Origin of the sequence: Myroides sp. C15-4, from assembly GCF_050522745.1 — a bacterium.
Taxonomy (GTDB): domain Bacteria; phylum Bacteroidota; class Bacteroidia; order Flavobacteriales; family Flavobacteriaceae; genus Flavobacterium.
This window is the reverse complement of record NZ_JBMVQX010000001.1, coordinates 105995-132564: the sequence shown is the minus strand read 5'-3', so window position 1 is coordinate 132564 and position 26570 is coordinate 105995. Positions and strand designations below refer to the sequence as shown.

The 26570-nt window shown below is 37.6% G+C and carries 23 protein-coding genes and 2 tRNA genes; 10 read left to right on the top strand and 15 right to left on the bottom strand.

From position 1 onward, the window contains the following. Nucleotides 1-81: 81 nt before the first annotated feature. Nucleotides 82-1113 carry an SseB family protein gene (locus ACPDHL_RS00665; protein WP_430530884.1) on the top strand — a complete coding sequence of 344 codons (1032 nt, stop codon included), beginning with the start codon at nucleotides 82-84 and terminating at the stop codon, nucleotides 1111-1113. Nucleotides 1114-1192: 79 nt separating this feature from the next. Here ACPDHL_RS00665 and ACPDHL_RS00660 read toward each other — a convergent pair. The 4 genes from ACPDHL_RS00660 to ACPDHL_RS00645 form a co-directional block, all read right to left on the bottom strand. After that, nucleotides 1193-1265, bottom strand: a tRNA-Met gene (locus tag ACPDHL_RS00660). A gap of 100 nt (nucleotides 1266-1365) precedes the next feature. Further along, a complete protein-coding gene (locus tag ACPDHL_RS00655; RefSeq protein ID WP_430530883.1) occupies nucleotides 1366-1827 on the bottom strand; it encodes an NAD(P)H-dependent oxidoreductase in 462 nt (153 codons plus the stop codon). A 47-nt stretch (nucleotides 1828-1874) separates the two neighbouring features. Beyond that, complete coding sequence (locus ACPDHL_RS00650; protein ID WP_430530882.1) at nucleotides 1875-1994, bottom strand: NAD(P)H-dependent oxidoreductase; 120 nt, start codon at nucleotides 1992-1994, stop codon at nucleotides 1875-1877. 4 nt (nucleotides 1995-1998) lie between these two features. Next, the gene (locus ACPDHL_RS00645) at nucleotides 1999-2952 is read right to left on the bottom strand and encodes an alpha/beta hydrolase (RefSeq protein ID WP_430530881.1); all 954 of its coding nucleotides are present in this window, start codon (nucleotides 2950-2952) and stop codon (nucleotides 1999-2001) included. Nucleotides 2953-3043: 91 nt separating this feature from the next. On the opposite strand from ACPDHL_RS00645, the gene ACPDHL_RS00640 reads away from it, so the two are divergent. Further along, entirely contained in the window at nucleotides 3044-3868 is an 825-nt protein-coding gene (locus ACPDHL_RS00640; RefSeq protein WP_430530880.1) for a helix-turn-helix domain-containing protein, read from the top strand. A 280-nt stretch (nucleotides 3869-4148) separates the two neighbouring features. Here the strand turns inward: ACPDHL_RS00640 and ACPDHL_RS00635 are convergent, their stop codons facing one another. The 3 genes from ACPDHL_RS00635 to ACPDHL_RS00625 all read right to left on the bottom strand — a co-directional run bounded on the left by ACPDHL_RS00635 (nucleotide 4149) and on the right by ACPDHL_RS00625 (nucleotide 6020). Then, complete coding sequence (locus tag ACPDHL_RS00635) at nucleotides 4149-4766, bottom strand: peroxiredoxin-like family protein (protein WP_430530879.1); 618 nt, start codon at nucleotides 4764-4766, stop codon at nucleotides 4149-4151. A 392-nt stretch (nucleotides 4767-5158) separates the two neighbouring features. Continuing rightward, nucleotides 5159-5231, bottom strand: a tRNA-Met gene (locus tag ACPDHL_RS00630). A 141-nt stretch (nucleotides 5232-5372) separates the two neighbouring features. After that, complete coding sequence (locus tag ACPDHL_RS00625) at nucleotides 5373-6020, bottom strand: CatB-related O-acetyltransferase (RefSeq protein ID WP_430530878.1); 648 nt, start codon at nucleotides 6018-6020, stop codon at nucleotides 5373-5375. A gap of 166 nt (nucleotides 6021-6186) precedes the next feature. On the opposite strand from ACPDHL_RS00625, the gene era reads away from it, so the two are divergent. The 3 genes from era to ACPDHL_RS00610 all read left to right on the top strand — a co-directional run bounded on the left by era (nucleotide 6187) and on the right by ACPDHL_RS00610 (nucleotide 11270). Beyond that, nucleotides 6187-7074, top strand: a complete 888-nt coding sequence (gene era / locus ACPDHL_RS00620; RefSeq protein ID WP_430530877.1) for a GTPase Era — start codon at nucleotides 6187-6189, stop codon at nucleotides 7072-7074. A 67-nt stretch (nucleotides 7075-7141) separates the two neighbouring features. Beyond that, nucleotides 7142-8455, top strand: a complete 1314-nt coding sequence (der, locus tag ACPDHL_RS00615) for a ribosome biogenesis GTPase Der (RefSeq protein WP_430530876.1) — start codon at nucleotides 7142-7144, stop codon at nucleotides 8453-8455. 61 nt (nucleotides 8456-8516) lie between these two features. Beyond that, nucleotides 8517-11270, top strand: a complete 2754-nt coding sequence (locus ACPDHL_RS00610) for an outer membrane beta-barrel protein (RefSeq protein ID WP_430530875.1) — start codon at nucleotides 8517-8519, stop codon at nucleotides 11268-11270. A gap of 108 nt (nucleotides 11271-11378) precedes the next feature. Here ACPDHL_RS00610 and ACPDHL_RS00605 read toward each other — a convergent pair whose 3' ends face one another. Genes ACPDHL_RS00605 through ACPDHL_RS00585 form a run of 5 tightly spaced genes read right to left on the bottom strand, consistent with a single transcriptional unit; the run spans nucleotide 11379 to nucleotide 14569 of the window. After that, on the bottom strand, nucleotides 11379-12209 hold the full coding sequence (locus tag ACPDHL_RS00605; protein ID WP_430530874.1) for a TPM domain-containing protein: 831 nt from the start codon (nucleotides 12207-12209) through the stop codon (nucleotides 11379-11381). Between the two features lie 8 nt (nucleotides 12210-12217). Then, nucleotides 12218-12658 (bottom strand): TPM domain-containing protein, encoded by a 441-nt coding sequence (locus ACPDHL_RS00600; protein WP_430530873.1) that lies wholly within the window; start codon nucleotides 12656-12658, stop codon nucleotides 12218-12220. 6 nt (nucleotides 12659-12664) lie between these two features. Then, complete coding sequence (locus ACPDHL_RS00595) at nucleotides 12665-13249, bottom strand: LemA family protein (protein WP_430530872.1); 585 nt, start codon at nucleotides 13247-13249, stop codon at nucleotides 12665-12667. 13 nt (nucleotides 13250-13262) lie between these two features. Further along, the gene (locus ACPDHL_RS00590; protein WP_430530871.1) at nucleotides 13263-13592 is read right to left on the bottom strand and encodes a MerR family transcriptional regulator; all 330 of its coding nucleotides are present in this window, start codon (nucleotides 13590-13592) and stop codon (nucleotides 13263-13265) included. After that, the gene (locus ACPDHL_RS00585) at nucleotides 13592-14569 is read right to left on the bottom strand and encodes a M23 family metallopeptidase (protein ID WP_430530870.1); all 978 of its coding nucleotides are present in this window, start codon (nucleotides 14567-14569) and stop codon (nucleotides 13592-13594) included. Before ACPDHL_RS00585 ends, ACPDHL_RS00590 begins: the two co-directional genes overlap by 1 nt. A 217-nt stretch (nucleotides 14570-14786) precedes the next feature. On the opposite strand from ACPDHL_RS00585, the gene alaS reads away from it, so the two are divergent. Genes alaS through ACPDHL_RS00570 form a run of 3 tightly spaced genes read left to right on the top strand, consistent with a single transcriptional unit; the run spans nucleotide 14787 to nucleotide 19085 of the window. Then, entirely contained in the window at nucleotides 14787-17423 is a 2637-nt protein-coding gene (gene alaS / locus ACPDHL_RS00580) for an alanine--tRNA ligase (RefSeq protein ID WP_430530869.1), read from the top strand. Nucleotides 17424-17483: 60 nt separating this feature from the next. Continuing rightward, nucleotides 17484-18440, top strand: a complete 957-nt coding sequence (locus ACPDHL_RS00575; RefSeq protein ID WP_430530868.1) for a GSCFA domain-containing protein — start codon at nucleotides 17484-17486, stop codon at nucleotides 18438-18440. A 12-nt stretch (nucleotides 18441-18452) separates the two neighbouring features. Continuing rightward, nucleotides 18453-19085 carry a DUF4230 domain-containing protein gene (locus tag ACPDHL_RS00570; RefSeq protein ID WP_430530867.1) on the top strand — a complete coding sequence of 211 codons (633 nt, stop codon included), beginning with the start codon at nucleotides 18453-18455 and terminating at the stop codon, nucleotides 19083-19085. 16 nt (nucleotides 19086-19101) lie between these two features. Here the strand turns inward: ACPDHL_RS00570 and ACPDHL_RS00565 are convergent, their stop codons facing one another. Then, nucleotides 19102-20850 (bottom strand): aromatic amino acid hydroxylase, encoded by a 1749-nt coding sequence (locus ACPDHL_RS00565; protein WP_430530866.1) that lies wholly within the window; start codon nucleotides 20848-20850, stop codon nucleotides 19102-19104. 345 nt (nucleotides 20851-21195) lie between these two features. On the opposite strand from ACPDHL_RS00565, the gene ACPDHL_RS00560 reads away from it, so the two are divergent. Continuing rightward, a complete protein-coding gene (locus tag ACPDHL_RS00560; RefSeq protein WP_430530865.1) occupies nucleotides 21196-22584 on the top strand; it encodes a hypothetical protein in 1389 nt (462 codons plus the stop codon). A gap of 313 nt (nucleotides 22585-22897) precedes the next feature. Here the strand turns inward: ACPDHL_RS00560 and ACPDHL_RS00555 are convergent, their stop codons facing one another. Beyond that, a complete protein-coding gene (locus ACPDHL_RS00555; protein ID WP_430530864.1) occupies nucleotides 22898-23458 on the bottom strand; it encodes a DUF4136 domain-containing protein in 561 nt (186 codons plus the stop codon). A gap of 20 nt (nucleotides 23459-23478) precedes the next feature. Continuing rightward, complete coding sequence (locus ACPDHL_RS00550; protein WP_430530863.1) at nucleotides 23479-25467, bottom strand: urocanate hydratase; 1989 nt, start codon at nucleotides 25465-25467, stop codon at nucleotides 23479-23481. A gap of 217 nt (nucleotides 25468-25684) precedes the next feature. On the opposite strand from ACPDHL_RS00550, the gene ACPDHL_RS00545 reads away from it, so the two are divergent. Next, nucleotides 25685-26569, top strand: coding sequence for a 1-aminocyclopropane-1-carboxylate deaminase/D-cysteine desulfhydrase (locus tag ACPDHL_RS00545; protein WP_430530862.1), 885 nt, complete (start codon nucleotides 25685-25687; stop codon nucleotides 26567-26569). The last annotated feature ends 1 nt before the right edge of the window (nucleotide 26570 follow it).

Here is a 26570-nt window from a genome sequence, read left to right as displayed (position 1 = left end):
CTATCGAAAAAAGCAAGGCGGTTATATACCAAGGACACTAACCTCGATTTTAACTGCTATTAATTAAGTGTATAAAAGAAAATGAAATTATTAGATCTTTTTAAAAAGAAGAAAGCAAATAAATCAACATTTCCCGAAAATGAGTTAGAGCGTTATCTTATGGAAGCGCCTTCCAGCAGTGATGCTCAAAAATATTTTTACCAAAAATTGATTTGGAATCAGCTGATCGTTTTGACACCTGACTATTTGGAAGCAGAAGAAGGTGAACAAGTGGTGGAAGAAAATGGCAAGTTAAAGCTAGTTTCCTTTGAGGGGGGACAAATTCCCGTTTTTACTTCACTAAATCGCATTTTTGATCAAGATATCATCAACGAAAAAAAAGTGTCCTACATCAGTTTAAAAGGACAAGATCTATTCTCGATGACCAAAGGGGCTTCATTTATTTTAAATCCCTATTCTGGTTATGGTAAAGAATTGGTTCCAGAGGAAATTGAGCAATTGATGAACGGAACTATTTACGACCAAATTGATGCCGATGAGGCAGAGCGAATTCAAACAGAAAATTTTACTAAACTATACGATTTAGCTTGTGAAAAACAAGATGGTCTTATCCTGTTAGGTGGATACCGCATGGAGAGTTTAGATCCTGCGGATCAGTTGAAGTTAGAAGAGTCAGTAGATTATTTTAAACAGTGCTTAGCCTTAATTGAAGATCATTGGCCAAGTATGGTGCTAAAGGCTAAAGCACTACAACGCTTAGGTCGTCACGAAGAAGCTTTAAGCTTATTAGAAAAAGCTTTTGTTAGTAATGAAGAGAACCACGCTATTCCGATGGAGGCGGCACTTGAAGCAATTCATTTGCAGGATTTAGAAAAGGCCCTTTATTATTCAGCAGCATCCATGGAACGAAAACCCAATGATTTTGCTTTAATGGGCAATCATGCAATGAATTTAGTCTTGGCGGAACGAGACAATGAAGCTTTAGCTTTAATCGAACAAGCTTTGGTATTAGAACCTAAGGATGAAGTCAATGAAAATGTAAAAAACTTAATTTTAGGAGTGATAGCAGGAGATCGTGCACGTCCAACGATGGAAGAAACAGTAGGATACTAACGACTATAAGGAAGCTTTTTTAGTTGACAACAGAACAAAAAAAAAGACTTAATCGTTAGATTAAGTCTTTTTGGCTTAGTAGCGGGAACAGGACTCGAACCTGTGACCTTCGGGTTATGAGCCCGACGAGCTGCCTACTGCTCTATCCCGCGCTATTGTGGTGCAAATATACAAACAAATAGTAATACAAAACAAATAAAAACAAAAAAGTATTTAATTTATAACCTTTTTTTGTTTTTATTTCCTTGATTATTACTTGGTTGTCTGTTGTTTATTTTTTTGAAAAACAATTTTTGTGTATCGGTTGATATCCTTTTTTGCGGCATGTGCTACTTGTATGAGGAGTTGTTGAATGTCTTGTTGGCTAAAATCATTCAACGGGCCTATAGTATCAACAGCTTCCGTTTGAACTCCACAGTATGCTAAGATCCCATCTTTGAGCGGTATTATTCCAGTAGATTGGTAGATTTCTTGATGTACCTGAGGAGATAAATCGCCCATAGTAACGAGAATACGCGCTGTTTTTCCTGTTAGAAGTCCTTGTGTATTTCCCGTAGTGTGATGTTTAAAGACTAATCCAGGCAAAAATAAACGATCAAAAAATCCTTTCATTACTGCTGGCATACCTACCCACCACATCGGATGAATCCATACTTGATGCGTACTCCAATAGATATCATCCCATGCGCGGAGTAAATCGGGTTCTAGTTCCATGCGTTGGGTATAACCATATTGGAGATTAGGATTAAAGTTTAATTTGCCTATAGGGAGATAGCGCGCACGGAGGCTCCTAAAGCTCTTGCCGTTTCGATATAGGTTTGTGCGATGGCTGTATTAAGGCTATCTGGATTGGGGTGTCCGTTGATCACTAGTATATTCACGTTATTATCGATTTAAAATAGTTTGTAAATAGCGGGTTTGTTGTTGCCAAAATTCGCGTGCCATAGTTGTTGGGAAAAAATCAAAAACATGAGTAGCCCCTTTTATTTCTTTGATGGTTACGGATACGCCTGCTTCTTTTAGTTGCATTCCATAGTGTTTGGCTTCATCTTTTAAAGGATCAAACTCAGCCACAATAATTGTAGTAGACGGTAGATTAGCGAAGTTTGTTTGTAACAAAGGGACTGCATAGAGAGGTGGAGTAGTGTGTTTTTTCGCTAAGTAATATTTCCACATCCAATGCGCACTTTGACGGGTTTGCATCGGAGCTTCAGCTAAGGTTTGCATAGAAGCGGTTTGCAAACGATGATCCATAGGAGGGTAGAGGAGGTATTGATGTTGAATCGTTACTTCTTTTTTATCTCGTGCTAGATGAGCAAGTGAAGCGGCAATCGTGCCACCAGCACTACTTCCGCCAATGCTGATATTCTTTTTATTTCCCCCCAACTGCTCTGCTTCTTGCGCTAACCAGAGCAACGCATCATATCCATCATCCAATGCCGCAGGAAAAGGATATTCAGGAGCTAAGCGATAATCTACAGATACAATTAAAATATTTAAGGCTAAGGCTAACTGGTAGAAAATAAAATCATATTGTTCAGGCGTACCATAAATAAAGGCACCCCCGTGAAAATAGACGAATACAGGGAGATTATTCTTGTTTTGCGGGCGATAGGTTCTCAAGCGAATGCTTCGATTTTTCGCTCGAGAGGGAATATGATGGTTGTCGACCAGTAAACCTGTTGGAATCTCTAGTGGCTCTTCCGTATCTGCTACTTGTTGCTCTTCCGCTCGAATTTGTGTAGGGTTGTGTGCCAATAAATAATCATAATCAATTTGATTATAAGGACTTTCAAGGATTGCTTGTTGCAGTTCTATTTCGATAGGTGGCTGTATCATATTCGGTAAATAAATTAATATGATGCAAAAATAGACTGATATAGCATAGTTTTTTAGGTATAAATCAAGTGTGTTTCGGTATTTTTGCAGTATGGCAAGAGAAAATATGTATCAGTCCCTGGAAGTGTATTATGAAAAAGTAGAGGTTTGTCCTTTGCGCGATCGACAGTTTAACTTTTTTGAACTGGTGTATGTGATTTCAGGAGAAGGATATCATGCTGTAAATGGCAATCGCATTTCATTTCAAGCAGGTGATTTGTTTTTAATTACGCCTCAAGATTGTCATGAATTTGACTTAGAAGGAGTGTGTGAGTTTATGGTGATTCGATTTGGTGAGTCCTATGTCAAAGAGTATCAATGGAAGAGTATTGATCACCTTGAATGCCTGTTGTATTATGCTTCTCATCTTTCCGCTTCGGTATTAGTTCACGAAGAAGATAAACGGTTAGTAGCTCAGTTGATGCAAACGCTACAAGAAGTATTGAAGGTGGAGTTGATGTATAAGGAAGATGTAATTCGACCGATGGTCAATGCGATACTGGTGATCGCTGCACGCAATATTGCTCGAATTCAAGTCAAACCCTTAGAGATGACGACGGACGCGAAGATCATGCAGATTCTCAACTATATTCAGGAGCATATTCGCGAACCAGAACGGCTTAAAGTGGCAGTAGTTGCTGAGCGATTTGGTCTTTCAGAAACCTATTTAGGAAGTTATTTTCGCAAACAATGTGGAGAATCTTTTCAGGCGTATATATCTGCGTATAAAATTCGATTAATCGAACATCGTTTGCTATTTAGTGAAAAGCGAATCAATGAAATCGTTGATGAATTTGGCTTTGCAGATGAAAGTCATTGCAATAAATTCTTTAAACGACATAAGGGGATGAGTATGTCTGCGTTTCGAAAAGAATGAATGGAAATGGGAAAATGGAAATGGGAAAATGGAAATGGGAAATGGGAAATGGGAAAAGGGAAAAGGGAAAAGGGAAAAGGGAAAAGGGAAATGGGAAAAGCGTAGCGAATACCAAAACCAATATAAATTCAGTGAGATAAATGGGAGATTGAAATAGTTACTTAACTAAAAAAGGATTGCAATTGCAATCCTTTTTTAGTATTGAAAACATACTCTTTTATTTCAGTATAGAATTACCCATCTCTCATTTCTATTCTCTCATTTCCCTTTCCCTTTCCCTTTACTCCTCGCGATTCATATAGTTTGAGTCAACGAATTTGTAAGTGATAACCCCATCTTGATTCAATACAAAAACTGCGGGAATCGGTAATTCATGTTGTGTTGTACCATTGAAGGTAGGAAGATCAATGCCCAATGTTTCATAGATGGGAATGATATAGTCTTGTAATTGAAACGCAATTCCGATTTGTTTAGCCAATAGATTATCTCGATCAGTAAGCAGTTCGAAATCCAACTGATGGGTTTGTTTTAGTTCTTGGTTATACGCGGGAAGTTGAGGGGAAATCGCAACAACTGTTGTATTTTCTTGCGCTAAACGACTTTGTTTATTTTGGAAGGCACGTAGTTCTAAATTGCAATAGGGGCACCATGATCCGCGGAAGAAACTGATGATTACAGGTCCTTTTTGCAGTAATTCACTTAATTCCACCATTTGATTGTCCGTATTCTGAAGTTTGAAGTTTGGAAAAGGAGCACCTAGTGCAATCGCACTTTCTTCGAGTTGTAATTTTTTGAGGTCTTCAATGGATTGACCAAAACTTGTTAAAATTGCTGTAGGTACTTGTTGGGCTAAATTTTCATTCAATTCAGCAATTTGTTGAGCTAATGTAGGTATCATTTGCGATAATTTTCAGCAAAGATTTGGAATTAAATCCAAAGAGACAATACCGCATATTCTTATCCCTTAGGGATAAAAAAGTCAATATTGCATGGGCTATAGGGAGAAGAAGTGAAAAAAGTAGTGTGTTTTTTATCTCACCTAATTTATATTTTGTTTTTGGTGTTCGATGAACCTTCACTGCGTTTCGGTTTGTTGTTTGGCTTTAGTTATTCGCTCTTTGGCTTTTATCTCACCTAATTTATATTTTGTTTTTGGTGTTCGATGAACCTTCACTGCGTTTCGGTTTGTTATTCGGCTGTTTAGCATGACGACCTACCACTCACCACTCACAATTTACCATTCACCACAAAAAAAAGACCTAATCTTTCGATTAAGTCTTTTTGGCTTAGTAGCGGGAACAGGACTCGAACCTGTGACCTTCGGGTTATGAGCCCGACGAGCTGCCTACTGCTCTATCCCGCGATATTGTGGTGCAAATATACAAACAAATAATACTACAAACCAAGTAAAACCAAATAAAAGTTTTTTAAAATGGAGGGTTTGTTGCGGTTTAAATCCTAATGAGTTGAACAATAGGGGGATTATCTCCAATTGTTTTTTAGATTATTTATGTGCTTCATCGTACAAATGACTTTCACGTACTAAGATAGCAAGGTCATTGGCGGTAATATAGGGTTGTAGGGCCTTGAATTTGGTTGTTGGCCAATCATAAATTTTCAATTGGAGTAAGGTTTCAATTGTAGCGGCATCAAATCTCGTTTTAATTGGTTTCGCTGGATTACCCGCTACGAGAGTATAAGGTTCAACGTTTTTGGTTACAACTGCTCCTGAGGCAATCACAGCTCCTTCACCGATTACTAGGCCTGGCATGATCATCGCACGCATGCCGATCCAAGCGCCATCACCAATGTGTGTGTCGCCTTTGCCTTGATAAGCTTCAACAATAGTTTCTAAAAAGGGATATAGGCTAAACCAATCCATGCGATGGGTGTTATTACCCCCCATTAAGATAACCGCTTCAGCAGCAATGCATACATGGGATCCAATGTGTAATTGATCGATGGGCCAAGCAGGTTCCCATTGACTTAAACTATAAGTATCTCCATATAAATAGCGAACAACACTCTCTTCAAAGGTTCCACTCCATGCGCCACTGTAATAACTTGTATTGCCTTTGATGTGGATATTGGGGTTTTTTACTGTTTCATGTAAATATTCTACTTTAGACCAGTGTTTTTGGTTTTCAATCATATCGTTCTATTCTTCATTTTTAAAAAGTAAAGCTAGTAAAATCGCGTATAAATCAAAATTTAGTGCGCTAAAAAAGCTTTTTGGGAAGGATTTAGGTCGAGTTCTTTCATTTTTTTTCAACTATCTCATCGATAAAAACTACCTTTGTACCGAAAAATATATTTTTATGGCACATAAAGCTGGATTTGTGAACATTATAGGTAATCCCAATGTAGGGAAATCGACCCTGATGAATGCATTAGTGGGCGAGCGATTATCAATAATTACGTCAAAAGCACAAACAACAAGACATCGTATTTTAGGAATTGTAAACGAAGAGGATTATCAGATCGTATTTTCCGATACACCTGGTATTATCAAACCGGCGTATGAATTACAAGAATCAATGATGGATTTTGTAAAATCCGCTTTTGAAGATGCAGATGTGTTGATTTATATGGTGGAAGTAGGAGAGAAAGAGCTGAAAGACGAAGCCTTTTTTAATCGAATCATTCATTCGAAAGTGCCTATTTTGTTGTTGTTGAACAAGATTGATAAATCAAATCAACAGCAATTGGAAGAACAAGTCGAGTTGTGGAAATCAAAAGTTCCCAATGCCGAGATATTTCCTATCTCAGCTTTGGAGAAGTTCAATACACAAGCGGTATACGATCGCATTATTGAATTACTTCCAGAATCACCACCCTTTTATGCTAAAGATGCTCTAACGGATAGATCGGAGCGCTTTTTCGTTAACGAGATTATTCGCGAGAAAATTTTGTTGAACTATGAGAAAGAGATTCCTTATGCAGTAGAGGTTGAGACAGAGGAATTTTTGGAAGAAGAGGAGATTATTCGCATCAAATCCATTATTATGGTGGAACGCGATACGCAAAAAGGAATTTTGATTGGACATAAAGGAGCTGCTTTGAAAAAGGTCGGTATTGCTGCCCGAATGGAAATGGAGAAATTCTTTGCTAAAAAAGTACACCTTGAGCTTTTTGTGAAGGTAAATAAGGATTGGAGATCGAGCGATTATCAGTTGAAGCGTTTCGGATACAATCAAAAAAAATAGAGAAATTAAATAATAGCGTCAAAGTATTGCATTGAAGTATTAACTTTGCGACATATTAAAATAGTTTATGAGTAGTATAGTAGCCATAGTTGGGAGACCAAACGTAGGAAAATCCACTTTCTTTAATCGATTGATTCAAAGGAGAGAGGCAATTGTAGATTCGGTTAGCGGGGTAACTCGTGATAGAAACTACGGCAAATCAGAATGGAACGGAAGAGAATTCTCTGTGATTGATACTGGAGGATACATCAAAGGTTCTGACGATGTTTTTGAAGAAGAAATCAGACGTCAAGTTGCTTTGGCAATTGAAGAAGCAGATGTCATTATATTCGTTGTAGATGTAGAAGAGGGAATTACGCCCATGGATGCGGAAGTAGCGAAATTGTTGCACCGTGAAACAAAACCAGTTTTTGTTGCGGTTAACAAGGTAGATAGTGGAAAGCGCATGGAAGATACCTATGAGTTTTACAATTTAGGATTAGGAGAAATCTATCCTATTGCGGGAATGAGTGGTAGTGGTACTGGAGATTTATTAGATGAGGTAATCAAAGTATTGCCAGAAGAAGAAGTAAGAGAAGAAAGCGAAGATGGAGACTTGCCTCGTTTTGCTGTAGTAGGACGTCCTAATGCAGGTAAATCGAGCTTTATCAATGCACTTATTGGCGAAGATCGCTATATTGTTACGGATATCGCTGGAACAACTAGAGATGCTATTGACACGCGTTTTACGCAGTTTGGATTCGACTTTAACCTCGTGGATACTGCGGGAATTCGCAGAAAAACGAAAGTAAAAGAAGATTTAGAATTTTATTCTGTTATGCGTTCGATTCGCGCAATTGAACACAGTGATGTTTGTATCTTGATGGTTGATGCCACAAGAGGATTTGAAGGGCAAGATCAAAATATTTTCTGGTTAGCAGAGAAAAATAGAAAAGGAATTGTTATTTTAGTAAATAAGTGGGACTTAATTGATAAGGATACACTAACGTCAAAACAATTTGAAGACAAAATTCGCGAAAGCATTGCTCCGTTTACGGATGTGCCTATTGTGTTTACATCTACAATAACCAAACAACGTCTATTGAAGGCTTTAGAAACTGCGGTGCAAGTGTATGAAAATAGAAAGAATCGCATTTCAACTTCTAAATTTAATGAAACGATGTTGCCAATTATTGAACATACTCCTCCGCCAGCAATTAAAGGAAAGTATATCAAGATTAAATATTGTATGCAATTGCCAACGCCATCGCCTCAATTTGTGTTTTTTGCTAACTTACCTCAATATATCAAAGATCCATATCGCCGATTTGTTGAGAATAAATTACGCGAGATTTACGACTTTAGTGGCGTGCCTATCGATATCTATTTTAGACAAAAATAATTGTAATTATACTAAAATATACGGTCTTTGTTTGGGAGAACAAAGACCGTTTTTTATTGCTATGAAAAAAATAATAAGCATACTATTTATGCTAATTACTTCGGTTGTATTTGGTCAATCAACCGTTAGTATTCGAGGACAATTAACCGATTCAGTTAAAAATCCGCTCGAAGCGGTAACGGTCTATGTAGTCAAAGAAAAAGATAATTCAGTGTTGGAGTACAGCATGTCGAATGCGGAGGGAAACTTTGACTTAAAAGTAAAAATGCCCGAAGAAAAAGTGCTGTTTAAAGCCAGTATGGTTGGATTTAAACCCTATGCTCAAGCTTTAGAACCAACGAAAGAAAGCACCTATAATTTGGGAAGGATTCAATTGCAAGAACTCATTACTAGCTTGGATGAATTGGTTATTCAAGCTGATACTCCCCCTATTCGAGTAAAGAAAGATACGTTGGAATTTAATGCATCTTCTTTTTCAGTACGCCCAGATGCAAATTTGGAGCAGTTGCTCAAACAATTGCCAGGATTTCAGATGGATGAAAATAAGAAAATCACCATCAACGGTAAAGAAGTGAATGAAATCTTAGTCAATGGGAAGCCTTTTTTTGGTGAAGATGGCAAAATTGCTTTAGAAAATCTTCCTGCCGAAATCATCAATAAGGTGCAAGTGACTGATAAGAAAACTAAAAAAGAAAAATTTACAGGTGAACGAGCAAAATCAGATACTGCAAGTATAAATATTACCATTGACGAGGAGAATAATAGAGGATATTTTGGAAAAATAACAGGAGGCTATGGATCTGATGAACGGTATGAAGGAAGTTTGTTTTTCAATACTTTTTTTGATAAAACCCAATTGAATGTTATCGGCTCTGCTAACAATATCAATGCAATGGGCTTCTCTATGGATGAGGTGTTTGACAATATGCGCATGGGGAAAAGTTCAGGAGGAATTACAGAATCGAGAATGCTAGGACTTAACTTTGTACAAGACCTCTCGACTAAATTGAAGGTAAACGGTAGTTATAACTATAATTTTTCTGACAACGAAAGTAAAAATCGATCTACAGTCACGCAGTTTTTACCTTCGGGCGAGTTTACAACTAATGCAGAATCAGGATCTACAAGTGATTCTGAGGGACATTCAGCCAATGTGTCAATTGATTATATTGGAGAAAAAGACTCTTTTTATATTATGCCAAATTTTCAAACGAATTACTCAAGCTCAAGTACGAATTCAATGGATCAGGCGCTCAATAACTCAGGCGAGCTACTCAATGATAGTCAATCTGAGGCAATAAGTAAAGGAGAGAGCAATAGCTTTTCAAATGCCATGCGCTATATGAGAAAGTTAAAAAGAAATCGCCAATTCTTTACCGTAGAATTTTTGAACTCCAATGGTGTTAATACGAGTGATATTTTGCAAGAATCCACAACAAATTTTTATCAAACGGAACAAAAAGAGGATATTCGACGTCAATACCAGCAACAGAATAATTCTACCGATTCTTATACTTTTTCTTTGGAGTATAGTCAACCTGTAACTGATTCACTTACCCTGTTAATCGGTAATCGATGGGATAGAAATCAAACCATTACAGACGCTAAAGTATTCGATTACAACGAATCGACACAGGGGTATACGGATTTGAATACGCTACAAACCAATCGCTACTTGACGGTGCAAACCACAATCGCTCCTTACGTGGGATTTAATTTCACGCACAAGAAGTTCAATGCTGATTTTAATACATCAACACAAATTGTAAAAAATAGCGTAGAAGCCCTGTATAATAGTCAAAATTATGCCTTAGACAAGAAGTATATTGACCCCAATATTCGACTGAATTTGCGTTATTTGCTGTCGAAGGGTAATTTCTTTTTATTTATGTATAACTATGATGTGACCTACCAACGCGCAACGGAACTTTTGGATATTGTAGATATTAGTAATCCCTTACACACTTTTGTAGGAAATCCCGATTTACGTCCAACAGGAAATCACTCCTTTAATGCGAGTTATCGATCGTATAATTTTCAAACCCGTTCGGGTTATTCGTTTTATGGAAATGTCAATATTTTGAATAATAGTATTGTAAATGCTATTGATTATGACGAAGATCGCAAGAGTATTTCTACGTATAAGAACATATCAGGGGCTTATAGTTGGTCATTGAATGGAGCGTGGTACCGATCAGCGAAATGGGATGAACTTTCCTTGCGTTATGGAATTAATTTACGTTATAATCAAAGTGTGAGTAAAGGCTATATCGATGGAGTAACTTATGATGCCCTATCCAATAGTTTGAGTCCGCGTGTATATGCGAGTTTGGATTACGGGGATTTACTTCGAATTTCGCCTTCTTATAATTACAATACTAATTGGTCGAGTTATAAGAATTTTAATATTGATCGCGCGAGTAATTATACACATAATGCTGCTTTGGAAACTATTTTATATTGGCCGAATAAATTTACGTTCGGAAATGATTTCAGTTATACCTATAATTCGCAAATTGCCAGTGGGTATAATCGCGATTTCTATATGTGGAACATGAGTTTAGCCTATGAGTTTTTTGGAGATCGATTCAAGGCTAAGGTAAAAGTATATGATGTATTGAATCAGAATACCAGTTCAAGAAGAACGATTGACGCAACGTCAATTGTCGATTCGGAGAGTTTGGTTTTAAAGCGCTATGTGATGTTTTCTCTAACGTATAGTCTAAAGGCTTTTGGCGGAAAAGAAACAAGAGCAAATAGAGGGAACTATGGTAATGGAAGGAGTTATCGAGGCAGTATGATGCGTACAAGATAGCTCTAAATAGGGGTATTATGTTGTTATACCCATGAAACTAGGTTAAGAGGACGGTCTTAAAAAACAGAGAGGGGGACCCCAAAAGATCCCCCTCTTTATATGTATCAGTTACCAACTTCCACTTGATCCACCCCCAGAGAAACCTCCACCTCCGAAGCCGCCGCCAAAACCGCCGCCACCACCGAAGCTTCCACCTCCTCCAAAGCCACCTCCACCGGAGCTTCTTCCTAGGTTGCTGAGAATTACCATGCTGGTTAAATCATCTAAGAAACCGCGTTGACCTGAATGGCCACCTGGGCCTCTGCCTCCGTTGTTATTTTTGTTTTTAAATAGGATCATTCCTATGATCAGGGCAACGATAGCAAATACACAAAGTAGCCCTCCAAGCTCATTATCACCATCCATACGAGCATCTTTATCTGCTTGATAGGTTCCTGCGAGCATCTCCATAATCCCTGTGACTCCCTCATTTAATCCTGCGTAATAATCGCCTTTCTTGAATTCGGGAATAATTCGATTTCGAATTAATTCTCCGCCTTGTCCCGCCGTAATTTGAACTTCTGCGCCATAACCTGGATAGATACCAATCTGTCTTTCTTGAGCAGCTAAGAGGATAAGTACTCCATTGCCTTTGTCTTTCTGACCAATCCCCCACGTTTGTCCCCACTTAGGTCCTAAAATACCAATACTCTCTCCTTGTAAAGAAGGGATGGTAATCACAACAATCTGCGTTGACGTTTCTTTGCTGTACGCGATCAGTCTTTGTTCTAAAGCCTGATTCTGTTGACTACTCAGTATTTGAGCATAGTCATACACCGAAGTTTGCTGTGCTTTTGAAGGAATAGACGGAATATCAAATTGGGCATAATTGACTTGCGAACAGAGGAAAATGAAAGCAAATACAACAAATGATATGACTTTGTTTCTTCGTTTTTGCATGTTTTTTATTAAGCTTTTGATATTTCGTTGGATAGTTCATTGTTGCTTTCTCCCGTCGAGGGAAAGTAAATTTTCAATTGACTACCTGCTTTGAGTATACCGTAAATTAATCCTTGTTTATACAATCCTTGCTTGAAGTGATTGATTACAAGTTCTTTTGTGCCTTCCCAAAAATTTTCTTTTTGTACGCGTTGATCAATCCCCTTGTCTCCCAGAATAACAAAAGCCTTAGACGTTAGACAAACGTAAAATAAAACGCCATTCGCATGGGAAGTTTTATCCATCTCCAGTTCAAAAAACACCTCTTGTGCTCTCGCATAGGGCTCTTTTTTCGAAGTCATTTCAATGTGAACTCGAATTTCGCCTGTTGTGTTTTTCTCGGCTTGGGTGATGGCTTCTATCACTTCTTGTTCATCCGATGGACTTAAAAATTGATGAATAGGTTGCATAGCGAATTAGAATTTTACTTTTGGCGCGCTTTCAGCTCCTGCTTCTGCTTTGAAGAATGGCTTTTCAGGGTAGCCACTTAAGAAAAATTTATTCGGTATTTTTAATACATATCCATTGTATACTTGTACCGTTTCGTTGAAACGACTGCGTTGTGTAAATATTTGATTTTCTGTACTCGCTAATTCATCTTGTAATTTCAAGAAGTTTTGATTTGCTTTTAAGTCAGGGTATTTTTCAACAGTCACTAATAAACGACCTAAAGCACTTGATACTCCTGATTGTGTTTGTTGGAAGTTTGCCAATTGTGCTTCTGTCATATTGGTAGGGTCAATGCTAACTGAAGTTGCTTTTGCTCTTGCATTCACTACAGCTTCTAAGGTAGATTTTTCAAAATCAGCAGCCCCTTTAACCGTTTCAACTAAGTTTCCGATTAGATCATTTCTTCTTTGGTACGCTCCTTCGACATCAGCCCATGATTTATCTACGGCTTGTTTGTGTCCTAAAGCTGTGTTTTGGTAATTCATGGATAATAAGAAGTACCCGCCGATTAGTACCACTACGATGAGGATAATAGGTAAGATTTTTTTCATGTTCTTGTTTGTTTTAGAGTTCGTTTTTTATACTTATTAATGTTTCTTTGATGTATTCCAATCGCTTGATGATTTCTAAATTGTCAACGGCTTCCGTTGGTTTTAATTTTAGTTGTTCTTTTGCACCGTCCAAGGTAAAGCCTCGCTCTTTTACTAGGTGGTAAATGAGTTCAAAATTTTTGACGTCTTGTTGGGAGAACATTCGATTGCCTTTGGCGTTTTTTTTGGGTTTAATGATATCGAATTCCTTTTCCCAAAAGCGGATTAAAGAAGTATTGACATCAAAAGCCTTTGCTAATTCGCCAATGCTGTAATATCGTTTCTCAGGTAAATTAACTTTCATTAGTCTAGGGATTGATTTTCGTGGTTTGCTTCTTGTAACAACAACTCAAATTCTTTGGCAGAAATATCGCCATAGTAATAGTTTAACGGATTCACAGGGTTACCTTTGTAATGGACTTCATAGTGGAGGTGAGGACCAGAACTACGTCCTGTACTCCCTGCATAACCGATAATATCTCCTCTTTTTACAGTTTGTCCTTGTGTAACGTTGTATTTGCTTAAGTGGGCATAACGCGTTTGGTATCCATATCCATGTTCCACTTCGATCAAATTACCATAACCAGAGAGCTGATTATTAGCACGGGTCACACGTCCATCTCCTGTGGCATAAATAGGCGTTCCAATATTAACGGAAAAATCCATGCCAGCGTGAAATTTTTTAATTTTCGTAAAAGGGTCACTTCGGTATCCATAGCCAGAAGCCATGTGTTTTAAACTTTCATTTTTTACAGGTTGAATGGCCGGAATCGCCGCTAACAGCTTTTCCTTTCCTTTCGCTAAGTTGATGATATCATCTAATGAGCGCGATTGAATAGCCGTTTGCTTAGCAATAACATCTACTTTTTCTGTAGTAAGTCGTAAGAGCTTGTCATTTTGTAAGTTTTTAAATTCCTTGTAGCGATTTAAACCACCCAGCCCTGATCGGCGCTGTTCTTCTGGAATAGGTGCTGTGTTGAAATAGGCCCTGTAAATTTCATTATCTCGAACTTCTAATTCATCTAAAACTTCTGCAATAAGGTCAATCTTTTTATTTAATAAGGTATAGTTGGTCTTAAATTCAGCAACTTCTCTTTCGAGCATTTTTTCTTTAGGTGTTGCTAAAATATTGGCGTTAATCAATACAAATAAGCCAAGTAATCCAAATGCTGCAGCGGATAGTATGAATAGCAGTATGTTTACGATTCGCTTCGAAGATTTTGGACGTATTCTGTGAAACGCTAACTTTTCAGAATCGTAATAATATTTTACCTTAGCCATAATTTAAAAAACACTATTTTTGCAATAATTTTGTGAACACCTTGGATCGATTAAAAAAGGCATTGAACAACAAATTTAAACAATGTTTTGGTTTAATGGAGGATTAGATAACAAATGGAAATAAAAAATTAACACATTTTGTTGGTCTATGCGGGTTTACACGAAATAATTAGCAAGTAAATCAAATGTTTGATAGAAAATATTAGTTTCCGAAAATATGAAATCACAAGAAATTCGTCAGAAGTTTTTAAACTTTTTTGAAGAAAAAGGACATTTAATTGTTCCTTCAGCACCGATCGTTTTGAAAGACGATCCAACTTTAATGTTTAACAACTCTGGGATGGCCCAGTTTAAAGAATATTTTTTAGGAAACGCCACGCCGAAAAGCAAGCGTATTGCAGATACACAAAAATGTTTACGCGTTTCTGGAAAGCACAATGACTTGGAAGACGTTGGTTTTGACACCTACCACCACACCATGTTTGAGATGTTGGGGAACTGGTCTTTTGGTGATTACTTCAAAAAAGAAGCAATCGCTTGGGCTTGGGAGTTTTTAACTGAGGTTTTACAATTAGAAAAGGACCGTTTATACGTTTCTGTATTTGAAGGAAACTCGGCGGAGAATGTACCTTTTGATCAAGAAGCTTTCGACCTTTGGAAACAGTATGTATCTGAAGATCGCATCATCTTAGGAAATAAAAAGGACAACTTCTGGGAAATGGGAGATCAAGGACCTTGTGGGCCTTGTTCTGAAATTCACATCGACTTGCGTACGAATGCTGAAAGAGAAGCAGTTTCTGGTTTCTCTTTAGTGAATGCGGATCATCCACAAGTAGTTGAAATCTGGAATAACGTATTCATGGAGTTCAACCGTAAAGCAGATGGATCGCTAGAAAAATTACCTGCACAACACGTGGATACCGGAATGGGATTTGAACGTTTGTGCATGGCTATGCAAGGTGTAACATCAAATTACGATACAGATGTATTTACACCATTAATCCGCAAAGTAGAGGAAATCACAGGATTAAACTATACAGATAATACCGTTCAAGGTATTAGCGAGCAACAAAACAAAATTAATATTGCCATTCGCGTTGTGGTGGACCACGTACGCGCAGTAGCTTTTGCTATTGCCGACGGACAATTGCCGTCAAACAACGGAGCTGGGTATGTAATTCGCCGTATTTTACGTCGCGCTATTCGCTATGGATTTACCTTTTTGGGAATCAAAGAACCTTTTATCTATAAATTAGTTGAGGTATTGTCTACTCAAATGGGGGCTTTCTTTCCAGAAATTGTATCTCAAAGAAACTTGGTCGAAAATGTAATCAAGGAAGAAGAAGCTTCTTTCTTGCGTACTTTAGAGCAAGGATTGCATTTGTTGGATCAAGTAATTGAGAAAACCAATGGAAAAGTAGTAGATGGAGCTAAGGCATTTGAACTATACGATACGTTTGGATTTCCAATCGATTTGACCGCTTTAATTTTGAGAGAGAAAGGCTTAGAATTGGATGAAGCTGGATTTGATGCAGCAATGAATGAACAGAAAACGCGTTCAAGAGCGGCATCAGAAGTTTCAACAGACGATTGGACCGTTTTAATTGGTGGCAATGTGGAACAATTCGTTGGATACGATCAATTGGAGAACCAAGTAAAAATCACGCGTTACAGAAAAGTAGACAGCAAGAAAGATGGAAAATTATTCCAACTGGTATTAGATGCAACGCCATTCTATCCAGAAGGAGGGGGACAAGTTGGTGATTGTGGGGCTATTGTAACAGCAAATGAATCGATTGAAGTACTCGACACGAAAAAAGAGAATAATTTAATTTTACATATTGTAAGAGCATTACCTGCTAATGTGGAGGGAACTTTTACTGCTAAAGTAGATGTAGAGGCGCGTAAGCAATCGATGGCAAATCACACCGCTACACACTTACTACATCAAGCGCTACGTACCATTTTGGGTACGCACGTAGAACAAAAAGGATCTTTGGTTGCACCTACGCATTTGCGTTTTGACTTCTCGCACTTTGCTAAAGTAACAGAGGAGGAATTGCAATTGGTAGAGGATTTCGTTAATCAACGCATTCACGAGCAATTGCCCTTGATTGAAAGAAGAAGTATTCCTTTTAATCAAGCAGTAGAAGAAGGAGCTATGGCGCTATTCGGTGAAAAATACGGGGATGAGGTTCGCGCAATCCGCTTTGGAGAGAGTATGGAGCTATGTGGAGGAACGCACGTGCAAAATACAGCAGATATCTGGCAGTTTAAAATTGTAAGTGAAGGGGCTGTTGCAGCTGGAATTCGCCGTATTGAGGCTATAACTAATCAAGCCGCAAGGGCATTTTATGCAGAGCAAGAGCAGACACTAAAAGAACTAAAAGGGGTGTTGAAAAACCCACAAGATACGTTGAAGGCCGTTGTTTCATTACAAGAGGAAAATGCGAAGTTGAAAAAACAAGTGGAGCAATTGTTGAAAGACAAAGCGAAAAACTTAAAAGGGGAACTAAAAGGACAAATTCAAGTGATTAACGAGGTTTCCTTCTTGGCTGTTGAAGTTGATCTAGATGCAAATGGTGCGAAAGACCTAGCGTATGAATTGGGGAATGAATATACAAACCTCTTCCTCGTTTTCGGTTCTGTTGCTAATGACAAACCCATGTTGACTTGTTATGTGTCAAAAGAAATAGTGGAAACAAAAGGATTGAATGCTGGACAAATTGTTCGAGAATTGGGTAAATATATCCAAGGTGGTGGTGGTGGACAAGCGTTCTTCGCTACAGCAGGAGGTAAAAATCCTGAGGGCATGAAAGAGGCAATCAGCCATGCTATTGATTATTTAAACTAATAACCCTGACATAAAAGATTCCTATTCGTAGGAATCTTTTTTTCTTAATTGCTATTGCTTATGAATTTTAGTACCGTTGTTCCTTTGTCGTATACAGGTAAAAAGATCACGTATGAAGATAAAATTTTATGTTTAGGATCTTGTTTTGCCGTGAACATAGGAGAAAAATTTAAGATGTATCAGTTCCAACAAACAATTAATCCTTTTGGTATTTTATTTCATCCCAAAGCGATTGAGAAATTGATTGAATATGCTGTTAAAGGATATGTGTTTACAGCTTCAGATGTTTTTGAACACCAAGAAATATGGAGCTCTTTTGTAGCACATTCCGATCTGAATGAATTGGAACAAGAGGATATTGTTACGAAACTAAATGTCAAACTGTTTGATTTGCAAGTAGCTTTGCGAGAAAGTGCGTTTATTACCCTTACATTTGGTACGGCTTGGGTATATGAATTAAAAGAAACAGGAGAGCTTGTTGCCAATTGTCACAAAATACCCAATACCCAATTTACTAAGCGTTTACTTTCCTATGACGAGGTTGCGAAGAGTTACCACACTATATTGACATTGATTCGCAGTATCAATAATGATGCACAAGTGTTGTGCTCTATTTCGCCTGTACGTCATATCAAAGATGGTTTTGTGGAGAATCAACGCAGTAAGAGTATTTTACATGCAGCCTTACACGAGACATTAGAGGGATTAGAAGATACGAAAATGTACTATATTCCCGTTTATGAAATACTGATGGATGAATTGCGCGACTACCGTTTCTATACAGAAGATTTAATTCACCCCAATGCGATGGCAATTCAGTATATTTGGGAACGATTTGTTAATCAGTATGTTGATGAAGAAATGTATGGCGTGATGAAAAAAGTAGAGGAGGTACAGAAAGGACTCAATCACCGTCCTTTTAACCCAACAGCTGAGCAACATCTCAAGTTCTTAGATACGTTGATTGAAAAAATTGACGATTTATTAGAACGTTATCCTTTTATGAGTTTTAGATAATACAAGTAGGCTATGAGGCAAGTATTCAAGGTTGTATTTTTATTTTTTATCATGCTATTCTTCATGTTTATGGGGGTAGTGGTCTATCAGTATTTCGCTGGTAAATCAACAAGTAAGATCGAATATAATTCGGATTTGATTCAAGAGCAACTGAAGAATGTTAGTAAATTAATAGTAACGGAAGCAAATTATACCCAAGTGATGACGTATGAAGATCAACAGAAATATTTGTTGAATCTCGTTTCCTTTACTAAAAAAGCGGTTGTTATTGTCAATGCAAAGGCAACAGTTGAATACGATCTTTCTCAATTACAGTACCAAATTGACGAAGAGCACAAGGTGGTTCAATTACTGCATATTCCAGAACCCGAAGTACACATCTATCCAGATTATAAATTGTACGATGTAGAAACGAGTACATTTAATCCCTTTACAGGTTCTGATTACAATAAGATTAACGCTAAGATTAAAGAGGATTTACAGCGTAAGATTGAGCAATCGAGTTTAAAGTCAAATGCTGAAAATCGCTTGACCAGTGAATTGGGTAAATTATTGGTTGTGACCAATATGATGGGATGGCGATTGGAGTATCAAGGAAATACCATAAAAAAAGAAAGTGACTTATCAGCCACTTTCCTTCCTTAATTCTTTTTATATTTTTTTACGCTTGTTCGATAATGCTTACTCCATCAACGATTAAGTGAGCTACTTTTGGTCGTTCTACTTTTAGTTGCTCTAAGCGGTGCATGGCTTTTTGAAAAAGCGTTTGGTCCTTATTCTTTTTTGCTAGTTCTAAAATTTCAACCGTCAACAACCAATCGGTTGGGTAGGATTGAATTAAAGTTTCAAGTGTAGCATTTAAATCAATAGCTTTGTTTTCTTCGCGCATCTGGCGAACGGCCTGATAGATTCCCTCTAATTTTATGCGATTTTCATCTCTTTTCGCTTTAATTGTTTTTGATGAGGGAACGTGATTCACTAAATCGAAGCTTTTGTAATCCGCAGGTCCAGAGAAAGCAGAAATAACGTCTGCCCCTACAGCCATGTCATAAGTTCCCCATTCCGGTTGGAAGAGTACGGTATCCTTATGCTTTACTGTACAGTCTTTAAAGCTGATTAAGATAATTTTACCATGAATGTTTCGAATACCAGTGATATTCGTTCCCGAAACCGTAATATCTCCTTCAAACTCCAAGGTAACAGGTAGTCCTTCAAATAAATTGTACGCTTTTAAATCACGTGGACTCATGTCTTCAATGGCTAGGTTGATGCCTTTTAAACGACCTAGTGCTGTACCAAAACCATGTGGATGTGTTTCTGTGCCGTGTCCAACTAGTTCCTTCTCTCTGTAGCACAAAGCTGTAGCTCCTGTTGTTTGTACATACACCGGTTTTCCTTCGTGTTCAATTACATTTGTAAAGTGTCCTGAAATCTGGATGCCCGTATTGAGTTCTATTGTTCCCAGTGCTTTAGACTCGATTAATTTTTGAATTCCTTCGAGTCCGCCTTTGCGTAAAGCCATTTTGTTGGCGAAATTTTCCAATACTTCACTTAAGTAAGCAAAATCGGGTGTTACATAGAGTTGAGGTTGTGGTTTGGTAATATCAAAACCTTGTGTAGCTGCTTCAATAGTATAAGGGAGCTTTTCAACATTGTCTGTCATACACCATGCACTTTCTCCAATAGAAGAGAGTAAACCAGCACCATAGATCTTTGGATTGTCAACTGTACCAATTAATCCGTACTCGACAGTCCACCAGTGTAAATTTCGAATTAATGCCATTTCAGAAGGAGCAGTTGTAATCGCTTGTAGGCGATCTACTTCGTCTTCTGCTTTTTTGATATCCGCAGCGTCAACATCTTCTGCTTCTTTTAAAATAGAAAGTAGACGGATTGCTTCGTATATTTCGTAATCATGAGCAGAAGAAATGGCTTTACAACCAATTTCACCGAATCGTCTGAGGTATTCTGCGTATTCTGGGTTGGCAATAATAGGAGCATGTCCAGCACCTTCGTGAATAATGTCTGGTGCAGGAGTGTATTCAATATTTTCTAATTGTCTAATGTCAGAGGCGATAACAAGTACCTTGTAGGCTTGGAATTCCATAAAAGCATTGGGAGGAATAAAACCATCTACTGCCACGGCAGCCCAACCAATTTCTTTTAGAATTCGATTCATTCCGTACATACTTGGTATAGATTCAATCGAGATTCCAGTCTTGTTTAATCCTTCTAAATAGGTGTCATGTGCTACTTTCGATAAATAATCGACGTTTTTTCGCATTACATAGCGCCATACCGCTTGGTTAATTGGCGTATAGTCCTCATAGTCTTGAGGCTTAATAAACTGCTTTAAATGTGGCGGTAATCGATCTATTAATTCGTTGCTTTCGTATTCTTTTGCGTCCATAGTATTCAAATAGTAGTTTGGTTGCGGTAAATATAAGGAAAAAGATGAATGTATTAAAAGCCCTTATTTTTTAGCTAGACGCATGAAGAATAATGAAATCTAAGTTGAAGATAAGGTTTCTGAAAATGTTAAAATATCTTTTTGGTGCTTTAGTAGTTAAAGATTGTTACATATTTTATTTATTTAGTTAAATATTTTAGTCATTTAATAGGTATATTATATAAGATTTATTTTTTAGCGTAGATTCTTTAGGAACATTAAAGATAATATTAACTATTTTTTTTTTTAGTTTCAAAAATGTTTTTATATTGCAACACAATTATTAACTAATTAAAGCAAATATTTATGAAAAAATTATTTATGTTTTTGGCTGTAGCGGGCTTAGCTACATTCGGAGCTTCTTGTAGCAGTAGCGACGATAATGCACCAGAACAAAAGCAATTGACTCTTTCGTCTGATGCAAAAGACAATACAGTAGTTGAAGGAACTACAGTTAAGTTCTCTGCTAAAGTTGATGGTAAAGAAGAGGCAGGAGCTGAATTCTACGTAAACGATACTAAAGTTTCAAATCCTTACAAATTTGATACGGAAGGATCTTACAAAGTAGTAGCTAAAAAAGACAAGTTCAAGCCTAGTGCTGTTATGACAATTACAGTTACTAAAGATGGACAACCACCAGTAGAAAAAAGAACATTAGTTTTAACAGCTGATAAAGAAGCAGTATTCGTTGGAGGTAAAGTTAAATTTACTGTTAAGGATGATCTAGGTGCTGCAGTAGCTGGTTTTAAAATTAAACAAGTAGGTGGTGCTGAAATCACAGGAGACGAGTGGACAGCTACAGCTGCTGGAGATTTCAAATTCGTTGCTTCTAAAGACAATTATGAAGGAAGTAATGAAGTATCTGTTGCTGTAACAGTTGATCCAAACGCTTTAGTATTAGCTCTTGTGACTAATCCTGATGAAGTTTTTGCTGGAAGCGCAATGACTGTGTCTTTGAAAGATGCAAGTGGTGCTAAAGTTGCTGAGGCTGAGTTATTCTTAAACGGAACTGCAACTGGAATTAAATCAAATGCAGAAGGATTATACGTAATTACACCAAATATTGCTGGTGATTACGATTTACAAGCTAAAAAAGGAAGTTCTGTTAGTAACAGTCTTTTAGTAATTGTTAATGAAGCTCCACTACCTGATACTGAAATTGATGGAACTTTTGTATATAAAGGAGCTACATCTAATGTAGAAGAAGGTGCTATCCTTTTAGACGGTATATATTATACTAATGAAGCTAGAACTGAAGTAGAGGCAGTTTGGAATTTAGTTGCTGTTGGAGATGATGGTAAAGTAAGTATAGTAATATTCTCTACTCCTGCTTCAGGAAATGAGGAAGACGGATATGCTCCAGCTCTACCAACTCCTACTAATGCATCTATTGATGTAATTGCTGTTGTTGATGCACAAACTGGAGAACCATTAGATACTGCAGAAGAAGGAACATTATCTTTTGGAGCAACTCCTAACGAGAATGGTACTGTTTTCACAGGAATTGTTACTGCAGGTGCTACATTAGGAGGACAACCGTTTACTCTTAATTTAGATGGTGATTTAATCTTCGGACGTACACAAAGAAGTGAAGGATTCGCTGCATCTAAAAAATCACTTACTTCTAAAGCTTCTAAAGCTAAAGGAGTTAAAAGAGGATTTAACTTAGCTAAAATCGCTAAATCTGTTAGATAATTAAAGAAAGAGTTTATAACTTTTTAGTTAGTAAATGAATTTCATTAGTAATAGAATGAGTCTGATTTATATCAGACTCATTTTTTTTACCTGCATTCGTTTTGGATTTTAGAATTAGACCTGATTCGCTTATTGTTAGGTTTGGTTTTAGGTAAAAGTATCTAGGACAAAATAAAGATCAAGTTTTCTAAAATGCTAAGTAGTATGAATATATGTTTTTATCATAGAGAAAGAGTTATAGGTAAGTGATATAAAAAAAGACCGTAGTGAACTTCACTACGGTCTTTTTTATGCTTACGGATTGGTTTTTATCCTACTTCTTCACCTCAGGTGGATATGTACTCAATATCTTTTGAACGAAGTTTTGAATCTTAGCCTCTTTCTTTTCTGGTGTGTTGGCATTGTCAATATAGCCTGTTCCAATTCCTTGCCAGATTAAAGCTTTCTTGTTCGTATCGATGAAATCAATGTATAATTTCCCTTCAATTGACGTTGATACTGTAGTTGTAGGTGCTCCATAGTAAGGCGCATATCCCCAACCATAGTAGCCGTATCTCGAGTAGAAGTAGTCGTTATTTGTTGTAACATTTACTTGCTGTTGTGATTTAGTGAAGATGTTCACTAATAGTTGAGGGTGGCTATCCGTTTTAGTAAAACCTTTCGCAGCCATCTCTTGGTCAATTGCATTGAGAATGCGTTTCTTGTCTAAATCATTTAATTTGACGTTGTCAATCCCCTCTTTAAAAAAAGCATAGGTTTGATACGATTCAAAAGCGGTGTTTTTGTCGTAATCAGCAGAAACACGCACACTACTACAAGAGGCTGAAAATACAGTAACAGCCGCAAGAATCAGAAATTTTGATACAGTTTTCATCGCTTACTATTTTTTGTGAATTAATTCAATAAACTTTCGTCAACGATATTGGGAAGGGTAACTTTCAATAAAGGCTCCATTTCCATGGCGCGTTTAATTGCAAATGTAGCTTCTTTGTTGCGCGCCCAGTTGCGTCGTGCAATACCGTTGTTTACATCCCAGAATAACATGGATTTTAATTTGTCATCTGCTTCTTTCGTACCATCTAAAAGCATACCAAAACCACCGTTGATTACTTCTCCCCAGCCAACACCACCACCATTGTGGATGGATACCCAGGTAGCACCTCTAAAGCTATCACCAATGACATTGTGAATGGCCATATCTGCTGTAAATCTTGAGCCGTCGTATATGTTTGACGTTTCGCGGTAAGGAGAATCTGTTCCTGATACATCGTGGTGATCGCGACCCAATACTACTGGGCCTATAATTCCTTCTTTAATTGCTTGATTAAAGGCTGCTGCAATTTTAATTCTTCCTTCTGCATCAGCATATAAAATACGCGCTTGTGATCCAACGACAAGTTTGTTTTCTTGTGCACCTTTAATCCAACGGATGTTATCGGCCATTTGTTGTTGAATCTCTACAGGAGAATTTTGCATGATTTCCTCCAATACGCGACAAGCAATCGCATCTGTTTTTGCTAGATCTTCTGGTTTTCCTGATGCACATACCCAACGGAATGGGCCAAATCCATAGTCAAAACACATAGGTCCCATGATGTCTTGGACATAACTTGGGTATTTGAAGTCAATTCCATTGCTCGCCATGACATCAGCTCCTGCTCTTGATGCTTCTAATAAGAATGCATTTCCATAGTCAAAGAAGTAGGTTCCTTTGGCTGTGTGTTTATTAATCGCTGCGGCTTGTCTGCGCAGGGATTCTTGTACTTTTTCTTTAAATAATACGGGATTATTCGCCATCATGTCATTCGCTTCTTCGAAAGACAAGCCAACTGGATAATATCCGCCTGCCCATGGATTGTGTAAAGACGTTTGATCAGATCCCAAGTGAACGAAAACGTTTTCTTCAGCGAATTTTTCCCAAACTTCAACAACATTTCCTTGATAAGCAATAGAAACGATTTCTTTGTTTGCTTGGGCTTGTTGTACGCGAGTTACTAATTGATCTAGATCCGTAATCACTTCATCTACCCAGCCTTGTGAGTGTCTTGTGTGTACTGCTTTTGGGTTTACTTCCGCACAGATAGTAATGCAACCTGCGATATTTCCCGCTTTAGGCTGAGCACCACTCATTCCTCCCAAACCTGAGGTAATAAATAACTTTCCGGTTAGGTCTTCACCGTTTTTTGCAATTTTTCGACCTCCATTTAATACGGTAATGGTTGTTCCATGTACAATACCTTGTGGACCAATATACATATAACTACCTGCTGTCATCTGCCCATATTGTGTAACACCTAAAGCATTGAATTTTTCCCAATCATCTGGTTTAGAGTAGTTCGGTATCATCATTCCATTCGTCACTACAACACGGGGAGCTTTCGCATGCGAAGGGAATAATCCCATAGGGTGACCCGAATACATAACAAGGGTTTGTTCATCCGTCATTTCGCTCAAATACTTCATCGTTAGTAAGTATTGTGCCCAATTAGAAAATACAGCTCCATTGCCTCCATAAGTGATTAATTCATGTGGATGTTGTGCTACTGCATAGTCCAAATTGTTTTGGATCATCAACATAATAGCCTTCGCTTGTGTCGAATGGCCTGGATATTCTTCTATAGGTCTTGCGTACATGGTGTAGTCCGGTCTGAATCGGTACATGTAAATACGCCCATAGGTTTCTAATTCTTCTTTAAATTCTTGGATTAACTCAGGATGATGCTTAGCATCGAAATAACGTAAAGCATTTTTCAAGGCAAGTTTCTTCTCTTCTTCTGTCAGTATTTCTTTGCGTTTAGGGGCGTGATTAATTGCCGGATCATACGCTTTTTTTGCCGGTAGCTCATTTGGAATTCCTTGTGAAATTTGTTCCTTAAAAGTCATTGTATGAGTTTTTTTTGATTAATTATTATGTGTTTTTTAAGTCAAAACATAAAAACTATTGCCTAGTTTTGCCAACAAGTATAGCTTTCGTTTTTGAATTGATTTTTCCGTAGGTAAGTTACTAAAAACTCTTGTATTATTTGTTTTAATATTTATACAAATAAATGCGGAATTCGCTTAAACTATTGTGAATAAAAACCCCGAAATGTGATTTAAAATGCTACGTGTGTTTACTCAAGATAATGTGCCTACAGTTAAAGTTGAACTTCCGTTTGCCAATGGGATTGAACTCTTTATACGCAGAGAAGACCTTTTACATCCTGAAATTTCAGGTAATAAATTTAGAAAGTTAAAATACAATATAGAGGCGGCTTTGGCTGCAAATCATAAGCAGTTACTGACTTTTGGCGGGGCGTATTCCAATCATATTGCTGCAACTGCAGCAGCAGGACGATTGTTTGGTATAGAAACCATAGGAGTAATTCGCGGAGAAGAAATTGAACAAGTGTATCAAGAGAACCCTACACTTCGAAAAGCAGAAGAGGATGGAATGCGCTTTAAATTTGTCACGCGAACAGCTTATCGTACCAAAGAATCACCAGCCTTTTTAGCAGACTTACAACGAGAATTTGGCGACTTTTATTTGGTTCCCGAAGGGGGGACAAATAGAGAAGCGGTGAGAGGAACGGAGGAAATTATCCAGCACGGTGATGAACAATACGATTATATCTGTTGTGCTGTGGGAACAGGAGGAACAATTGCAGGTATTATTAATCGGTCATTCCCCCATCAGAAAGTGATTGGATTCCCAGCTCTAAAAGGGGATTTCTTAACGGAAGCCATTGCCCAACACACACAAAAAGAGAATTGGACGTTAGCTTTAGCTTATCATTTCGGAGGGTACGCGAAATATAATGCTGATTTGTTGCGTTTTATAAGTGAATTTAAACGCAATACGGGAATTCTTTTAGATCCAATTTATACAGGTAAACTACTTTTTGGTATCTTTGATTGGATTGAACTACATCAATTCACAAAAAATAGTAAGGTTCTCGCTATTCACACTGGAGGTTTACAAGGTTGGAATGAAAAAATAAAGTAGC

Excerpts from the sequence above, each read along its gene's own strand:
- ACPDHL_RS00655 (WP_430530883.1), bottom strand. The coding sequence starts at position 1,827 with ATGGAACTAGAACCCGATTTACTCCGCGCATGGGATGATATCTATTGG.
- ACPDHL_RS00555 (WP_430530864.1), bottom strand. The coding sequence starts at position 23,458 with ATGAAAACTGTATCAAAATTTCTGATTCTTGCGGCTGTTACTGTATTT.
- ACPDHL_RS00570 (WP_430530867.1), top strand. The coding sequence starts at position 18,453 with ATGAGGCAAGTATTCAAGGTTGTATTTTTATTTTTTATCATGCTATTC.
- ACPDHL_RS00575 (WP_430530868.1), top strand. The coding sequence starts at position 17,484 with ATGAATTTTAGTACCGTTGTTCCTTTGTCGTATACAGGTAAAAAGATC.
- ACPDHL_RS00550 (WP_430530863.1), bottom strand. The coding sequence starts at position 25,467 with ATGACTTTTAAGGAACAAATTTCACAAGGAATTCCAAATGAGCTACCG.
- ACPDHL_RS00560 (WP_430530865.1), top strand. The coding sequence starts at position 21,196 with ATGAAAAAATTATTTATGTTTTTGGCTGTAGCGGGCTTAGCTACATTC.
- alaS (WP_430530869.1), top strand. The coding sequence starts at position 14,787 with ATGAAATCACAAGAAATTCGTCAGAAGTTTTTAAACTTTTTTGAAGAA.
- ACPDHL_RS00590 (WP_430530871.1), bottom strand. The coding sequence starts at position 13,592 with ATGAAAGTTAATTTACCTGAGAAACGATATTACAGCATTGGCGAATTA.
- ACPDHL_RS00605 (WP_430530874.1), bottom strand. The coding sequence starts at position 12,209 with ATGCAAAAACGAAGAAACAAAGTCATATCATTTGTTGTATTTGCTTTC.
- ACPDHL_RS00610 (WP_430530875.1), top strand. The coding sequence starts at position 8,517 with ATGAAAAAAATAATAAGCATACTATTTATGCTAATTACTTCGGTTGTA.
- era (WP_430530877.1), top strand. The coding sequence starts at position 6,187 with ATGGCACATAAAGCTGGATTTGTGAACATTATAGGTAATCCCAATGTA.
- ACPDHL_RS00640 (WP_430530880.1), top strand. The coding sequence starts at position 3,044 with ATGGCAAGAGAAAATATGTATCAGTCCCTGGAAGTGTATTATGAAAAA.
- ACPDHL_RS00645 (WP_430530881.1), bottom strand. The coding sequence starts at position 2,952 with ATGATACAGCCACCTATCGAAATAGAACTGCAACAAGCAATCCTTGAA.
- ACPDHL_RS00565 (WP_430530866.1), bottom strand. The coding sequence starts at position 20,850 with ATGGACGCAAAAGAATACGAAAGCAACGAATTAATAGATCGATTACCG.
- ACPDHL_RS00585 (WP_430530870.1), bottom strand. The coding sequence starts at position 14,569 with ATGGCTAAGGTAAAATATTATTACGATTCTGAAAAGTTAGCGTTTCAC.
- ACPDHL_RS00625 (WP_430530878.1), bottom strand. The coding sequence starts at position 6,020 with ATGATTGAAAACCAAAAACACTGGTCTAAAGTAGAATATTTACATGAA.
- ACPDHL_RS00665 (WP_430530884.1), top strand. The coding sequence starts at position 82 with ATGAAATTATTAGATCTTTTTAAAAAGAAGAAAGCAAATAAATCAACA.
- ACPDHL_RS00545 (WP_430530862.1), top strand. The coding sequence starts at position 25,685 with ATGCTACGTGTGTTTACTCAAGATAATGTGCCTACAGTTAAAGTTGAA.
- ACPDHL_RS00600 (WP_430530873.1), bottom strand. The coding sequence starts at position 12,658 with ATGCAACCTATTCATCAATTTTTAAGTCCATCGGATGAACAAGAAGTG.
- ACPDHL_RS00635 (WP_430530879.1), bottom strand. The coding sequence starts at position 4,766 with ATGATACCTACATTAGCTCAACAAATTGCTGAATTGAATGAAAATTTA.
- der (WP_430530876.1), top strand. The coding sequence starts at position 7,142 with ATGAGTAGTATAGTAGCCATAGTTGGGAGACCAAACGTAGGAAAATCC.
- ACPDHL_RS00595 (WP_430530872.1), bottom strand. The coding sequence starts at position 13,249 with ATGAAAAAAATCTTACCTATTATCCTCATCGTAGTGGTACTAATCGGC.